Source organism: Flavobacterium cupriresistens (assembly GCF_020911925.1).
In the GTDB taxonomy this organism is placed as follows: Bacteria; Bacteroidota; Bacteroidia; order Flavobacteriales; family Flavobacteriaceae; genus Flavobacterium; species Flavobacterium cupriresistens.
The window spans coordinates 794,280-810,580 of record NZ_CP087134.1 but is presented as its reverse complement, the minus strand read 5'-3'; the positions used below and the strand labels follow the sequence as shown (position 1 = coordinate 810,580).

The 16,301-nt window shown below is 33.8% G+C and carries 14 protein-coding genes; 8 read left to right on the top strand and 6 right to left on the bottom strand.

Going from position 1 to position 16,301, the window contains the following annotated elements; all coding sequences use genetic code 11:
* Positions 1-53 precede the first annotated feature (53 nt).
* Both LNP23_RS03755 and LNP23_RS03750 read right to left on the bottom strand, forming a co-directional pair.
* The gene (locus tag LNP23_RS03755; protein WP_047776608.1) at positions 54-491 is read right to left on the bottom strand and encodes a hypothetical protein; all 438 of its coding nucleotides are present in this window, start codon (positions 489-491) and stop codon (positions 54-56) included.
* A 116-nt stretch (positions 492-607) separates the two neighbouring features.
* The gene (locus tag LNP23_RS03750) at positions 608-1,540 is read right to left on the bottom strand and encodes a bifunctional riboflavin kinase/FAD synthetase (protein ID WP_230003826.1); all 933 of its coding nucleotides are present in this window, start codon (positions 1,538-1,540) and stop codon (positions 608-610) included.
* Positions 1,541-1,765: 225 nt separating this feature from the next.
* On the opposite strand from LNP23_RS03750, the gene LNP23_RS03745 reads away from it, so the two are divergent.
* The gene (locus LNP23_RS03745) at positions 1,766-4,525 is read left to right on the top strand and encodes a zinc-dependent metalloprotease (RefSeq protein ID WP_230003824.1); all 2,760 of its coding nucleotides are present in this window, start codon (positions 1,766-1,768) and stop codon (positions 4,523-4,525) included.
* A 211-nt stretch (positions 4,526-4,736) separates the two neighbouring features.
* On the opposite strand, the gene LNP23_RS03740 is transcribed toward LNP23_RS03745, so the two are convergent.
* Positions 4,737-5,417, bottom strand: coding sequence for a ComF family protein (locus LNP23_RS03740; RefSeq protein WP_230003823.1), 681 nt, complete (start codon positions 5,415-5,417; stop codon positions 4,737-4,739).
* Between the two features lie 98 nt (positions 5,418-5,515).
* Between LNP23_RS03740 and LNP23_RS03735 the strand changes: the two genes are divergently transcribed.
* From LNP23_RS03735 to LNP23_RS03715, 5 genes are all read left to right on the top strand, one after another.
* A complete protein-coding gene (locus LNP23_RS03735) occupies positions 5,516-7,057 on the top strand; it encodes a glycine--tRNA ligase (protein ID WP_047776615.1) in 1,542 nt (513 codons plus the stop codon).
* A 200-nt stretch (positions 7,058-7,257) separates the two neighbouring features.
* A complete protein-coding gene (locus LNP23_RS03730; RefSeq protein ID WP_230003821.1) occupies positions 7,258-8,067 on the top strand; it encodes a LytR/AlgR family response regulator transcription factor in 810 nt (269 codons plus the stop codon).
* Between the two features lie 175 nt (positions 8,068-8,242).
* Entirely contained in the window at positions 8,243-8,494 is a 252-nt protein-coding gene (locus LNP23_RS03725) for a hypothetical protein (protein WP_047776618.1), read from the top strand.
* Positions 8,495-8,589: 95 nt separating this feature from the next.
* A complete protein-coding gene (locus tag LNP23_RS03720) occupies positions 8,590-10,641 on the top strand; it encodes a tetratricopeptide repeat-containing sensor histidine kinase (protein WP_230003818.1) in 2,052 nt (683 codons plus the stop codon).
* Positions 10,638-11,336, top strand: coding sequence for a response regulator (locus tag LNP23_RS03715; RefSeq protein ID WP_230003816.1), 699 nt, complete (start codon positions 10,638-10,640; stop codon positions 11,334-11,336). Before LNP23_RS03720 ends, LNP23_RS03715 begins: the two co-directional genes overlap by 4 nt.
* Before the next feature lie 62 nt (positions 11,337-11,398).
* On the opposite strand, the gene thiL is transcribed toward LNP23_RS03715, so the two are convergent.
* On the bottom strand, positions 11,399-12,445 hold the full coding sequence (gene thiL / locus LNP23_RS03710; RefSeq protein WP_230005132.1) for a thiamine-phosphate kinase: 1,047 nt from the start codon (positions 12,443-12,445) through the stop codon (positions 11,399-11,401).
* A gap of 194 nt (positions 12,446-12,639) precedes the next feature.
* On the opposite strand from thiL, the gene LNP23_RS03705 reads away from it, so the two are divergent.
* Both LNP23_RS03705 and LNP23_RS03700 read left to right on the top strand, forming a co-directional pair.
* Positions 12,640-13,119, top strand: a complete 480-nt coding sequence (locus LNP23_RS03705) for a DinB family protein (RefSeq protein WP_230003814.1) — start codon at positions 12,640-12,642, stop codon at positions 13,117-13,119.
* 59 nt (positions 13,120-13,178) lie between these two features.
* Complete coding sequence (locus tag LNP23_RS03700; RefSeq protein WP_230003813.1) at positions 13,179-13,676, top strand: DinB family protein; 498 nt, start codon at positions 13,179-13,181, stop codon at positions 13,674-13,676.
* 82 nt (positions 13,677-13,758) lie between these two features.
* On the opposite strand, the gene LNP23_RS03695 is transcribed toward LNP23_RS03700, so the two are convergent.
* Together LNP23_RS03695 and LNP23_RS03690 are read right to left on the bottom strand one after the other, a co-directional pair.
* Positions 13,759-14,721 carry a helix-turn-helix transcriptional regulator gene (locus tag LNP23_RS03695; protein ID WP_230003811.1) on the bottom strand — a complete coding sequence of 321 codons (963 nt, stop codon included), beginning with the start codon at positions 14,719-14,721 and terminating at the stop codon, positions 13,759-13,761.
* 60 nt (positions 14,722-14,781) lie between these two features.
* Positions 14,782-16,218 carry a hypothetical protein gene (locus LNP23_RS03690; protein ID WP_230003809.1) on the bottom strand — a complete coding sequence of 479 codons (1,437 nt, stop codon included), beginning with the start codon at positions 16,216-16,218 and terminating at the stop codon, positions 14,782-14,784.
* Positions 16,219-16,301: the final 83 nt, after the last annotated feature.

The following is a 16,301-nucleotide window of genomic DNA, read 5'->3' as shown; positions in this document are numbered from 1 at the left end:
TTATATTTTTTTATGATTTTAGAGTGCTAAAATGTTTGTTTTACTTTGAAAAATTAATCGGCTACATACTTGTTATTCCAGTATAACATCATCATTAAAGTGACGATAACCGACGATGCGATCCCTTCAAACAATAAACAGATACAGTAAGTTGGTACTGAGGGATTTCCTCCAAACATAAAAGTCTCTGATAATGTTTTAACATAGGCATCTCCACCTCTTGCATAACTATAAACTAACAGCCCGAAAACGCTCATTGCGACACCAACTACAGAGGTTGCCATCGCAGAAACGGCATTCGAAACAAAGTTGGTTTCTCCTTCGTGAAGGTTCATTCGCATGGTTTTATTTACGCCATAAAATATAAAAAACACATTTAAGGTTCGTAAATAGAATAAATGGGCTAAACCTAATACATTCATCAATAAAAAATAAACGCCAATTCCAAGGAATATCAAAAAACCGTTGGTTATTTCTTTAGGTAATTTCATAATGGTTATTTTTAAAGAAGTTAATAGTAAGCGATTGACAAACAGAGTTGTATATCAAATTTACTAAAAAAATAACTACGATGATTTAAAAACGATAAAAAGTATAACAGGAGTTTCTAAAGCTGATTGATAAAAGCTAAAGCATTTGTTTTATCCTGATTGAGCTGCTCTTTGAGTAAGTCAACAGAGCCGAATTTCTGTTCTTCGCGAAGATAAGTTAGCAAAGAAATTTCTATTTTTTTACCGTAAATATCAGCATCAAAATCAAAAAGATGCACTTCTATGGTTTGTTTGTCCCCGTTTACAGTGGGGTTAAAACCGATATTCATCATTCCAAAAACTTTACTTCCATTATGGAATGTTGCCTGAACGACATAAACACCATTTTTCGGGATTTTTTTATAATCTTCCTCAATATGGATGTTGGCAGTGGGGAATCCGATTGTTCTTCCGAGCTGTTTTCCTTTTACAACTTCACCACTTAAAAAGTAATTATAACCTAAATATTCGTTGGCCAAAGTGACATGACCTTCGTCTAAAGCCTTTCTGATTTTGGTTGAGCTTACCGAAACATCCTGAATTTCCTGAGCCGTAATTTGTTCCACTTCAAAACCATATTCTTTTCCAAATGCAATCAGATCATCAATATTGGCCGTTCGGTTTCTGCCAAAGCGATGATCGTGGCCAATGATTATTTTTTGAATATGAAATTGATCTACTAAAATAGAATGCACGAATTCTTCGGCAGTTAATCTGGAGAAGCTTTCGTCAAACGGGTGTATTACCAGATTTTCAATTCCGGTTTGCTCCAGAAGTTTTGTCTTTTCAGCAATGGTATTCAATAGTTTTATTTCCGATTTTTCCTGCAGTACCATTCTTGGATGCGGAAAAAAAGTAAGTACTAAACTCTCGTATTTCCCATTTTCGGTGTTTTGAGTAATTCGTTCCAGAATTTTTTTATGACCAATATGCACACCATCAAAGGTGCCAAGAGTTAAAATAGTTTTCTTGGTTGACCGAAAATCGTTTATAGAATGAAAAAGCTTCAAAGCAAATTATTTAAGATGCTGCAAATTTATACTATCTATTTTAAATTTGATACTCAGCTCAATTGATTTTTTTAATGAAATTGAGTGTCTTTTTGTGAAAAGAGCAAGAGTCATAGGTAAAAAAGGGAAAATCACTTTATTAATGTAGGAATTCACTACACGTATGGAAGCGAAATTTTAATTTAATTAGCTTATCTTTGATGTTTAAAAAATACTTTTGAATTTATGAAAAAACTACTACTTTTTATATTGATTCTTTTTTCTAGTGCCGAAATCAATGCGCAAAGCGATGTTTTATGGCAAAAAGTAAGTTCAGCTTCTATTCTTGGTAGAAAAGTAACGGCTGATGATTCAGAAAAAATGTATTTTAAATTAAACTCAGATTTTCTGAAGACAAAGTTGTCCGCTACCACCGATAAAAAAGCAAAAAGTACTACTACTGAAATTACTTTTCCAAATTCGAACGGAGTTTTAGAGCGATTCTCTGTTTGGGAGTCATCGAATTTTGATCCTGAACTGCAGGCAAAATATCCGGACATTAGGGCATATGAAGGTAATGGGATCGATGATAAATCAGCAAAAATTCATTTTAGTGTTTCTCCTGACGGAGTACAATCTATGGTACTACGCGCAGAAAAAAATCCCGAGTTTGTAGAAAAGAACCCGGATAATAAAACGCAATATGTTGCTTTTGCTTCAAAAAACAGTCTTTCAAAATCAACACTGATTTGCTCTACGAAAGAATCTACAGCTAATAAAAAAACAGCTAATAAGGCTAATACTGGAAAGAGCAGTTCAAATAATAAAGTTTTCAAAACATTGCGATTGGCTCTGTCATGTACGGGAGAGTATACCACTTTTTTTGGAGGGACAAAACAAGGTGCATTAGCAGGTATGAATGCTACTTTAACAAGAGTTAATGGTGTTTTTAACAGAGATCTCGCCATTAAAGTGATTTTGATTGCGAATAATGATGTCCTTATTTATACGGATGCGAATACGGATCCTTATTCAGTTGCTGATGTAGGTGCTGAAGGAGCTTGGAACCAGGAAATTCAAACTACGTTAACCAATGTTATTGGTAATGACGGTTATGATATCGGACATTTATTTGGTGCTTCGGGCGGAGGAGGAAATGCTGGTTGTGTAGGTTGTATTTGTACGAATCCTACAAGCTCTGAACCATTAGGAAAAGGGAGTGCTTATACTTCGCCTTCAAATAAAAAACCTCAAGGAGATACTTTTGATATTGATTTTGTAGTTCATGAATTTGGACACCAGTTAGGAGCCGAACACACTTTTTCATTTGATGGCAGTCAGAGAACAAATGTTAATGTAGAGCCAGGTAGCGGTTCTACAATTATGGGATATGCCGGGATTTCTAAAGGTTACGATGTGCAAAACAGATCAGACGATTATTTTGCCTATGTTAGTATTTTGCAAATTCAGAATGTGCTTTCAACTGCGAATTGTGCAGTGAGTTTACCTTTAACCAACAATCCACCAACAATAAGTGCAGGTCCTGATTATACCATACCAAAAGAAACCGCCTTTATTCTAAAAGGAACAGGTTCTGATCCGGATGGAGATACAGTGACGTATTGTTGGGAGGAAAATGATGTTGCAAGCATTACAGCTGGAGAGACCAGTATAGCTTATCCGACTAAACCGGATGGACCTTTGTTTCGTTCTTTTTTACCGGTGACGTCACCAATTAGATATATGCCTCAGCAAAATGATGTGTTGAACAATAAATTAACATCTACCTGGGAATCCGTTTCTTCTATAGCAAGAACCTTGAATTTTACTTTAACGGGGCGTGACAATGCTGCTCAAGGCACAGCACAGACTAATACGGATGCTATGGTTGTTGTTGTGAATGCTAACGCAGGTCCCTTTGCAATTTCGTCGCAAAATACAGACAATATCGGTTGGATAAATGGTAGTCTGCAAACGATAACCTGGACGGTTAATAATACAAATACTTTAGCGGGTTCTTCCAATGTTAATATCAAACTTTCTACAGATGGGGGATTGACATTTCCAATAACTTTAGTATCAAATACGCCAAATGACGGTTCGGAAACCATAACTGTTCCTGCTGATCTTAAGGCTACCGCCTGCAGGTTATTGATCGAGCCAACTGCTAATATTTATTATGCTGTAAATAGTAAACAGTTTGCAGTAGGATACAACACTGTTGCAAATACAAATACGTACACTTTTGCTGCGCCAATTGTAATTCCGGATAACGATTTGGTATATACTACAAGAATAATTACGGTGTCTGCTCCTACAGGGAAAAATACGATTACGGCAGGATTAAACGATGCTGACAGTGCTGCTAAAAAAACAGTGACTACTGCTGATGGAGCTGAAATTCTTGATGTAGATTTGAATATTAATTTTACGCACTCTTTTTTATCCGATGTTCAGATAAGTATAAAGAGTCCAAAAGGTACCATAGTTCCATTGTTTGATGGTGGTTGTGGCAGTACTTCAAATACCTTGTCTTTAAAATATGATGATGCAGGTGCTGCCCTTTCTTGTGGAGCAAACACCTTGCAAATCGTCGTGCCGGCAGGTAAATTAAGTGCATTCAATAAAGAGAGTCCTTACGGAGACTGGACTTTAATGGTTCGCGATATTGATGTCGGAGAAACAGGAACCATAAATGCTGCATCGATTACAATTAAGACTCAAAAATTTACTTTAGGAACGGACAAGGTTGAGGCGCCTATTGATTTTGTTCTTTATCCAAATCCAAATAAAGGTAGTTTCACGATTCAATTTTTATCGGAATCAGGTTCAGGAATTAACGTTTTTGTAAATGATATTTTGGGAAGAACTGTTTATTCAAACTCTTTTGCAGGGTCGGCTATTTTTAATCAAAACATTCAACTTGCAAATGTGTCCTCAGGGATTTACCTGGTAAGTGTTATTGATGGCAACCGAAAAACCGTTAAGAAAATAGTAATCAATTAAGGTAAAATCTTTTTAGCCTAAACTGGGCTACTATTCGAAATTTAAATCAGTATTGGCCCGTATTTAATCTTTTTTTTTTATTTCGTACAAGGTCTTTTTTTGAGCTTGTAGGGGTAAGACATAAATTAAGATACCTACAAGGTCAAAAAAAGACCTTGCAGGAAAATAGGAATGCTTGAAAATAAGTAGTTTAATAATCAAACTTGGTTTTTTAGTGCGCAATTGCCATACAGACAATGCTGATTTTTACGCCCGGAATTTTTAATAAGGCCCGGGAACAAGCCTCCAGTGTCGCTCCTGTAGTAAGAACATCATCAACAATTAAAAAGTGTTTATAATGGTGTTCTTCTGAAAAACGGACATCAAATATATTTTCGATATTCTCTGAACGTCCGGAAAGATTCTTTTTGGATTGTGTTTTAGTGTATGTTTTACGGTATAAAATAGTATCGTCATATGGAGTGTCTAAACTTTCGGCCAAGGCTTTTCCAAAAGTTGTGACCTGATTATAACCTCTTTCTTTAAATTTTCGTTTGTGAAGCGGAACCGGGATCAGAGCATGAAAAGGTGTTTCTAGTTGTAGTTTCTTCAGATCTTCGGCGTACCAATGCCCTAAAACAGTTCCAATTTCTTCTTGTGCCTTGTATTTTAGATTGTGAATGAGTTCCTGAACGATCCCTTTTTTATTGAAATATAGAAAAGCGGAAGCATGCTCGATAGCAATTTTTCCGTAAAACTTCTTGACCGCTTCATTTTCAGGATCTAAATGATATTGCGTAAGCGGTAGTTCATGACGGCATTTGGTGCACAAAACAGATTCATAAGTCATTAAAACGCTGTGACATCCGGCGCAAACTTTAGGAAAAAACAGGTCAATAATATAATTAAACACAAATAGAAAGAATTTAGTTACAAAAATAACGAAATCAATCCCTCAAACTTTATTATTTTTCTTTTTTTTAATGGTACTTTTTATATTTTTGCATCACTATGGCAAAACAAGAAGATTTATTTAAGAATGTGGTTTCGCACGCAAAAGAGTACGGATTTATTTTTCCGTCAAGCGAAGTATACGATGGATTGAGTGCAGTATATGATTATGCACAAAATGGCGTCGAGTTAAAAAAGAATATTCGTGAATATTGGTGGAAATCAATGGTTCAGATGAATGAAAATATTGTGGGCTTAGATGCTGCAATATTGATGCACCCTACGACCTGGAAAGCTTCAGGCCACGTTGATGCCTTCAATGATCCGTTAATTGACAATAAAGATTCAAAAAAAAGATACAGAGCAGACGTTTTGGTTGAAGATCATGCTGAAAAGATTAATCTGAAAGCCAAAAAAGAAATCGAAAAAGCAAAAGCTCGTTTTGGAGATGCTTTTAATGAAGAAGAATTTATTACAACTAATGCACGAGTGGTTGAATATCTTGCAAAAGAAAAAGAAATTCGTGAAAGACTTGGACGTTCTTTGGGCAATGGTGACCTGGAAGATGTAAAAGCTTTAATCGAAGAATTGGAAATCGCTGATCCTGAAACGGGTTCCAGAAACTGGACAGATGTAAAGCAATTTAACCTAATGTTCGGAACCAAATTGGGAGCTTCTGCAGAATCTGCAATGGATTTATATTTGCGTCCGGAAACGGCTCAGGGTATTTTCGTGAATTTTGCCAATGTGCAAAAATCAGGTCGTATGAAAGTTCCTTTTGGAATTGCTCAAACGGGAAAAGCCTTTAGAAATGAAATTGTAGCAAGACAATTTATTTTCCGTATGCGTGAATTTGAACAAATGGAAATGCAATTTTTTGTACGTCCAGGTGAAGAAATGCAATGGTACGAACACTGGAAAACAACACGTTTGAACTGGCATTTATCTTTAGGACTAGGAAAAGAGAATTACCGTTTTCACGATCATGAAAAATTAGCACATTACGCTAATGCAGCGGCTGATATAGAATTTAATTTCCCTTTCGGATTTAAAGAATTAGAAGGAATTCACTCTCGTACAGACTTTGATTTAAAAGCGCACGAAAAATTCTCAGGAAGAAAATTACAATATTTTGATTCTGAATTGAATGAGAACTACGTGCCATACGTAGTAGAAACTTCAGTTGGTTTAGATCGTATGTTCCTGGCGGTTTTTGCAACTTCATTGCAAGAAGAAACTTTAGAAGATGGTTCTACAAGAACGGTTCTAAAATTACCGGCAGTTTTAGCGCCAACAAAAGCAGCTGTTTTACCATTAATTAAAAGAGACGGTTTACCTGAAATTTCTAAAAAAATCATCGAAGATTTAAAATGGGATTTCAATGTAGCGTATGACGAAAAAGATGCAGTAGGGCGTCGTTACAGAAGACAAGATGCTTTAGGAACTCCGTTTTGTATTACAGTAGATCATCAGACTATCGAAGATGAAACGGTTACGATTCGTCATAGAGATACCATGAAACAAGATCGTGTTAAAATTGCTGAATTAAGAGCCATCATTGAGAACGAAGTTTCAATGAAAAACTGGTTAATGAAGATGTAATTTTTCAAATAGAAATATAAAAATCCCAAATTCCACATCAGGAATTTGGGATTTTTTTTAATTTAGACCTTGTATTTCATCGGACATATTGGTATTTTGTCTTTATGTTTTAACATTTGTTGGTAATGTATTAACAATGAAATGTTTATGCGTTTGTAATTCGTAGCTTTAATTGTAGATAGAATCAAGACATTCCGATATTGAAAAAGTATTCGTATATTATTATTGATGATGACACTGAAAGTATTTTGAAAACCAGAACTGTTGCAGCTGGTTTTTCGGACTTAACTTTTGTGGGATCAGCTGTGAATTACCAACAGGGATTAAATCTGATTTTGCAACACAAACCCGCTCTTGTCTTTTTAGAAATTGATCCTAAAGACCCTTTAAGCAAGTTATCGCTTTATTTTATCAATGAATTGTACCGGTATTTATCGATTATTCCTAAAATAATTATTACCACTTCAAAAACAGAATGGGCCTATGAAGCAATTCAATACGGTGTTTTTGATTATGTACTGAAACCGGTTTTGGAAATTGACCTGCGGAAGCTTATTTTAAAATTGAATAAAATCAATTTGGTGACAGAATTAGTCCGTACAAGAGATGATAGCTCTGCTCCGGTTGCTCCGGTTTGCGCTCCCGCTAAGGACTGCGAGAAACCGCTTGTTATTTGTATAAAGTCATATGGTGATTATCGTTATCTCAATGCAGAAGATATCATCTATTTTCAGGCCGATAATAATTCAACAGACATCTACCTTAATACAGGTGAAATGATAACGGCTTTTAAAACGCTTAAACATTTTGAGAATGTTTTATCCTATCCTTTTTTCCGAATTCACAACAGTTATATCGTTAATCGGAATTATGTGGCACGCATTCATAGCGGAAACTCAGTTTGTTACATAAAAAACACGGCGAAAAAGATTCCTTTCTCTAAAACATACAAATCAAATGTTGATTTAATAATCTCGGATTTTAGTATAGGGAATTATTTAGAGGTCTAAAAATTAAGTGTTTACGTTGATTTGGTATCTGTTTACTATCAATTGGGTATGTTTCACCACAAACTAATTTTTTTGTGCAATTTTTTTTTGGTTCCGGACTTAGTTTTACACCGTGGTTCTTTTCTAAGAATTACATGCCCCAAATAAAAAACATAAACTAAAAAAAATCAAGATCATGAAAAAAGCAGCTTTAACAATCGGATTATTATCTTTAGTAATGGTAGTAACTTCTTTTACTACTCCAGATGAAGTAAACAATGCAGCTGATACAGATGTAAACATTATCAACCCAATAGACGGTACTTCAATGGGAAGGCGTAAGAGTGATGTTAACGGACATGAAATGCAAATGAATGTAAATGCGAATCAATCCGGGAGTTTTACTACAGATAACCAGTCAACACGTGCGAATGTGAAATTGGATTAAAAAAAAATAAAAATACAAGAGAAGGCTGTCAATTTTTTGACAGCCTTTTTTTTAGCCTATAGTTTTAGTATTTTTGATGAAATTCAAAGACACTATTGAAAAATAATTACTTAATATTATTCCTTCTCTGTATTGTTTTTTTTGGCTGTACCAAGAAAAACAAAAGCGATAAAAATGTCAATTTATCAGAAGATAGTCTTGCCACTTATTTATCACTGGCAAATGATATCAACCTGCCTTTTAACTACAAACAAGGGTACAATAAGAAGGCTTTCGCTATTGTTATAAATCAGAAAAATGATTCGCTTAATAAAGTTAATCTTTTCAAAATTGCCAATCGATATTATAACATGAGCGACTGGGTTTCTTATCTTGAAACCACAGAATTAATTTTAGATCGGTCAAGAAGCTCCCGGGATTCGCTTAATATGGCTAAAGCATATAGTTATCTGGGAGATTATTATACGGTACATGCTGTTACAGACAGTGCCTTTTTGAATTATTTCAGAGCAGAAAAGGTGTATCTTAAAATTAACGATCACTATAATTTGGCCAAGACTTTTTTAAGCAAAGCAACACTTCAGTACAATGAAGGTGATTATTTTGAAAGTGAGATCAACATTTTTAAAGCACTCCGGATTTTAAAGCAACAAAAAAATGTGAACGACCTGCTTTATGATTGTAATAACTTGCTTGGAATCTTATATAATGAAAGGGAAGAGTATCGAAAAGCGCTTGAATTCCATCAGAATGCATTGCGCATTCTTGCAGACAAATCAATTCCTGCGGACTTTCAGTTAAAAGCAACCTCATTGAATAATATTGGGTTTGTTAATTTAAGAATGCGCAATTACAGTAAAGCAAAAGTATATTTTATAAAAGGCCTTGAAGAGAAAAATTTATTCAGGGAGAATACCATATTGTATACCATTATATTAGATAATCTGGCGTATTCTAAATTTAAATTGCAAGAGTCGGAAGGGCTTCCGGGACAGTTTTTTAAAGCATTAAAAATTAGAGACAGTATTGGGCTAAAATCAGGTGTTGTGTTGAGTAAAATACATTTGTCTGAATATTATGCTTTTAACAAAGACACTTTTAGAGCAATTCAATATTCTAAACAAGCACTGGTTTTGTCGCGTAGTTTAAAAAAAATCAGAGATATTCTCGAAGCGCTGAAACAAATAGAAGTAGTGGATCCTAAAAATGCTTCTGTTTACACTAAAGAATATATCCGACTGAACGACCGAATGTTGAAGGCGGAACGAAAAATGGGAGAGAAGTTCTCCAGAATTGAGTATGAGACCAATGAAATAAAAGACCAAAACTCGAATCTTCAGGAGAAAATTAAAACCTTAGTTTATGTTTTTAGCATCTGTACGTTGATTGGTTTGGTTTTTTATGTGTACAAAACCCAAAAAGCCAAAAACAGGGAGTTACTTTTTAAACAGCAACAGCAAATTGCAAATGAAGACATCTATAATCTGATGATTTCACAGCAAAATGATATTGAAATGACTCGCATCAAGGAAAAGAAAAAAGTGGCTCAGGAGTTACATGACGGTGTTTTGGGAAGAATGTTTGGTGTTAGGATAAGTTTGGATAGTCTGGATAAAATAGAGGAAGCCGATGCGTGCTTAAAAAGAAAAAAATATCTGGCAGAACTTAAAAATATCGAGGAAGATATACGGGAAATTTCGCATGATTTAAATAGAGAAAAATCCGAATTAATTAATAATTTTGTCTTGATTTTGAACAAGTTGTTTGAAAATCAACAACAGACCTACCCTTCTAAGTTGGTTACTGCTTTTGATTCCCAAATCAAATGGGAACTGGTTAGTAATGCTGTAAAAATTAATCTGTACCGGATTATTCAGGAAGCGCTTCAGAACTGTAATAAGTATGCGCAGGCAGAAACGATTACGGTTGAATTTAAAAGCGAGATAAATCATCTGGCCGTAGCTGTTTTTGATGACGGAATTGGATTTAATGTAAAAAGAACCAAAAACGGAATCGGATTGCACAACATCGAATACAGAGCTGCAGAATGTAAGGGAACCGCAACCATAAAATCTGCCAAAGGAGAAGGCACGCTGCTTTTGGTAAAAATACCCATCGATCAAAAAATTAACCTACAAAAGAAATGACAGTTGACCCAAACACTACAATTTCACAATTAAGTAAACAAAATATTTTAATTGTTGATGATCATCCTTTTATTATTGAAGGATACAAAAATGCGATAACGCGTTACAATACCAAACAATATGAGTTTATAATTGCACAGGCTCATGATTGCAGATCAGGATATGATTTGATAGAAAATAGTACAACACCAAATTTTGATGTTGCGTTTTTAGATATTAGTATGCCGCCGTATGAAGAAAAAGATATTTTTTCGGGCGAAGATCTGGCAAGATTAATCGCAAAGAAAATGCCGCATTGCAAGATTGTTTTGCTAACGATGTATACGGAATTGTTGAAAATTAAGACAATTATCAGAACCATAAACCCCAATGGTCTGATTATTAAAAATGATCTTACTTTTGATGAATTGCTGTTTGCATTTGACAGAGTGATGAAAAATGAAAAGTATTACAGTCAGTCGGTACAAAAAATGCTGAATCAGTCGCCTCATAATTCGATTGAAATTGATGAATTCGACAAGCAAATTTTATTTCATTTATCAAAAGGAACTTCGGTAGCGGACATGCCACAATACATTCCGATTTCTATAAATGCCATAGAAAAACGAAGAACGAATCTAAAAGAGCTTCTCAAAATAAAATCCGGATCGGATGACGATTTGGTAAAAGAAGCCAAAAGTAAATCGCTTTTTTAGAAACAAAAGCAAATAAAAAACGACATCTTTTGGATGTCGTTTTCTGTTTAAAAAGCTTTTATCTATTCGCTTAAAGCATCCCAACCGCGGGCCTTTAAAGCAATTTTAGTATTGGCACGGGTTACCAAATGAATTCCTTCACTCTCTTCAGCCATATGGCCGATGATAGAAAAATTCGGATTCCCTTTTATTTTTTCAAAATCATTGATGTCAATGGTAAATAATAATTCGTAATCTTCACCACCATTGATTGCAACGGTTGTGCTGTCGATATTAAATTCTTCACAAACATTAATAAATTGCGGGTCTAATGGAAGTTTGTCTTCGTACAGATTACAACCCACTTTAGATTGTTTGCATAAATGAATAATTTCTGAAGATAATCCGTCAGAAATATCAATCATAGAAGTTGGTTTGATTTCAAGTGCGTGTAATAGCGTACGAACGTCTTTTCGTGCTTCAGGTTTTAACTGGCGTTCGATTAAATAAGAGTACGCGTCTAAGTCAGGCTGACTGTTTGGATTCACCTGAAAAACCTGTTTCTCTCTTTCTAGAACCTGTAATCCCATATAAGCCGCACCAATGTCACCGGTCACCACTAACAGGTCGGTTTGCTTGGCTCCGTTTCTATAAACGATCTCATCCTCATTAGCTTCACCAATCGCAGTAATGCTAATAATTAGTCCTTTTTGCGATGAGGTGGTGTCTCCGCCAATAACATCTACTTTATATTCTTTTGCAGCGTGTGTAATCCCTTCAAATAATTCTTCTAAGGCTTCCAGAGGGAAACGGTTAGAAACAGCCACAGAAACCGTTATTTGAGTTGGTTTGGCGTTCATAGCACAAATGTCAGATACATTTACAACGACTGCTTTGTATCCTAAATGTTTTAAGGGCATATAAGCCAAATCAAAATGAACTCCTTCAATTAGTAAATCGGTAGAGACCACTACTTTTTTGTCTTTAAAATCAAGAACTGCGGCATCATCACCAATACTCTTTAAAGTAGATTCCTGGATAACATCGAAGTTCTTGGTTAAATGTTCAATTAAACCAAATTCACCTAATTGCGCTATACTGGTACGTTGCGGATTTTTATCTTCTATCATTTTTCTATGTTCCAATGTTTTTAAGCTGCAAAGGTACAGGTTTTATTTAGATTTATTTTGGCGGCATATCCGCTATAAAAGGTGATAAATAATAAAAAATTACAAAAAAGAATAAATTTTATTTTACTGCTGACAAACTGTTGTCACCAGCCCGTTTTACTTTTGAAGTACTAAATAATTAAAACTTTAAAATCATGAAAACATTAGCAGCTCAAGTTATTACTCCGGAAGATTTGTTGAAACACTGGCAAGGACATCGTGCATTGACACGTCACGTAATCGAAGCTTTTCCTGAAAAAGATTTCTTTGAATTTTCAATAGGAGGAATGAGAACCTTCGCGAAATTAACAGATGAACTTTTGTCTATTGCAGTCCCTGCTCTAAAAGGAATTGTAAAAAGAGAAGTTTCGCCTTATAGTGAACCAGAAGAAAAATTGATTTTTAAAGCGCAATATCTTGAAAAATGGGATGAGGCTACCGCTGAAATTGATAAATATTGGCAAGAACTGACTATTGAAGATTTTAATGACACGTTTAATCTTTTTGGTCAGTACGAATTCCCGATTATTCACAATGTTTTGTATTTTATTGATAACGAAGTACATCATCGTGGACAAGGATACGTTTATCTTAGAGCTTTAGGAATTGAACCTCCGTTTTTCTGGGAAAGATAAAAGAATAATTCTTATCTTTCTTTAGTTCAAATAGTTAATAAGTAAAACGGCAATATATTATGAGCTTTAAAAATATAATAACCAATTATGCGGAATACAATTTGTGGGTAAATCAACAATTTGTAAACTGGCTTTCTACAAAATCGGATGAATTACTTCAAAAGGAAGTTCCGTCAAGTTTTTCAAGTATTAGTAAAACACTTAATCACATTTGGGCAACCGAAGAGTATTGGTATTCCGTTATAGCCGAAACTGCTGAATTTGATAAAAGAGAAAATCAGGAGTTGATCACGGAGGAAATATTCAAAGGATTGCTAAACAGATCAACTCAGTTGGCTGAATTTATTAAGTCGTTATCTGAAGAACAATTATTGAAAAAAGTTAAAATCGAGAACCCTTGGTTCCAATGTGAATTACCAATTAGCGATTATTTGTTACAAGTGGTAAATCATGGCACGTATCACAGAGGCCAAATTGTAACTATGGGGCGAAATATTGGGATCACAGATGCAACAAATACAGATTATAATTTTTACAATGTTGTAAAAGCGCAGTAGTTATTATAGAAGATTATAGTTGATTCATTTTCAAAAAACGAACAAAAAACTCCTCAGGCACCTATGCTTTTGAGGAGTTTTTTTATAAAAGTCTTTTTTTATTAATTTCCAGTAATTCCAATAGGGTTGTTTTTAGTAGTTCCGGTTCCAGTATTTTGGCATAATCCCCGAACATCAAAAACCAACGCGCAAAACCATTTTTGATATCACGGGACATAAACGTCATTTCGATTTGTCCGTCGACTTCTTTTTCAGAAACGTAACCATGGTATTTTTGTTCATGTCGAAGGTGGCCGACAACTTTTTTTGAAACCAGAATGCGGACTTTTGTTGTGGTATTGGAGTGCTCTTTTTTTGTTAAATAAGTTTCTAATGGACCATGTTCTATCGTGAATTTGAGCTCTGTTTTTTTAATTCCCTGAATTCGATCTGTTCTAAACTGGCGATAATCCTTTCGTAAATGGCAATACCCCAGAAAGTACCAATTATTATTTTCATGAAAAATACCTACGGGTTCTATATTTCTATCGCTTGCTTCTTCAGATTCTACTGTTTTGTATGATAATAGAATTTGTTTTTTTTCGGCTATACTCTCAAACAGTGGCGCTAGCGTATTAGGAGAATTGTCATTAAATAAAGGCTGTGCGGTTTGCATCAAAATTTTTGATTCGATGTTCGAAAGCCAGTCTTTGTCCGTACTTCTCAAAACCGATTTTAACTTATACATCGCCGAGGCATAATGACTACCAAGAGAAGGATCGGTAAATTTCTGCATTAGTTTTTCGGCAGCGATAAAACTGCTGACTTCTTCACGTGTAAACATAACGGGAGGTAGTCTGTAACCGTCCATTAACGCATAACCAACTCCGGCCTCACTGTAGATCGGTACTCCCGACGCTTCCAGAGTTCTAATGTCGCGGTAAATAGTTCGAAGACTACAATCAAAACGATCCGCTAATTCCTGTGCTTTTACATTTTTTTTAGATTGCAATTGAATCAGTATGGCAACAATACGGTCAAATCGTTTTGGAGTTTCGTCGAGCATTTTTTTGAAGGTTCTAAGGTTCTGAGCTGCTAAGTTACTAAGGTTTTTTAGCTATTTGATCTAAGCTTTGAATTTTCTGAAGGATTGGATCATTTCATAAATTCCAAAGGCGATGACGATTTTTCCAAAGATAAAAATTAGCCAACTTAAAGGGTTTGTTAAATAAGTTCTGTCATTTTCTAGAGGATTAAAAAAGTCGGTAACTAAGAAAAATCTAAATAATCCTGAAGTAAATCGAGTATAACTATCCCAATTTAGTAAGGTTATTTTACAATTAGAATTTTCACAAATGAAGAAAAGAAGATAAATTATTGAACCAGTTAATAAAGTGAATTTTAATGCTCTTTTCCAATCTGTACCATATTCAGAAACTACATCACTGATATTTAAAATAAATAAATCTCTTTTCAATTGAATAGGTTGTCTTACTCTATGATTTAAATGATCTTTATCTTTTTTAAATTCTTTTAATTTCTTTTTGATGTCTTTTTTATAAGCGTTAAATTCATATATCCTGAACTTATTGTAATCAATTTTATTTTCAGCTTTTTGCAATTGTAGTTTAATTGTTCTAATACTTCTTGTGTTACAATTATGTATTTGCTTAATTTCGATGTCATCAAAATATGCTTGTTTTTCAAAAATAGTTCTATCAATATCTACAATGTCAAAATATGTTTCTTGTAAAGAAATAATGTCATGGAACTTCAAATTATTAAATACTATTTTATGAATTCTAGATTTATTAAAACTTACTTGCTTTAAAAATTCGCAATCATCAAATTTTAATGTTGTTTTTGTTTCGTCACCAGTGTTTTCAATTTTTGTTATATTTAAAAATTTACAATTACTAAAAAGTGTATCATTATTAAAATTTGATTCAAAAAAATTTGAAAAATTAAATTCGCAATTATTGAAGAGAGCAGAATTACGTGTATGATTAAATTTATTGCTAAAATAATCGAAACGATTTTTGAAAATACAGTGAGAGACCAGTAGCTGATCTATGTTATTTCTTATGATAGAAACATCTCCAGGGAAATTTGAATTAGTTAGTTTGAATTTTGAAAATTCAGAAAAAATAATATTTTCAAAATCTAAATTCTGTATTTCGCTTAAATCAATATTTAAATTTCCGTTTTTGAAATTGTTTTCATCACTATATCTAAGATCTAAAATTTTGCAGTTTCTTATAATAATATATTGACATTCAAATGTGTTAGATACAAAATGAAGATTTTGAAAATCACAGTCACCGATGTATAAATCAGTTAAAAATAGACAATTTTTAAAAGTTATGTAATTAGAATGTTTTTCAATTGATTTGTAGAAACTAAATCTTTTTCCTGAAAACACAACATTGTTAAAAAGAAATCTAGGTTTAATTTTGCCTAAATCAAAATTTGAAATTTTTTCGAATTCAATTTTACAATCTGAAATTGAATGTTCTTTTGAATATAGAATTTTTTCAAACTCAAATTCGTCAATATTTTTCATAAATCTAGTTTGCTCAAATTTAAACAAAAAAACCTGACAACTTTCGCTATCAGGTTTAGAGGTTTATTATTTGGTCTTTGTAT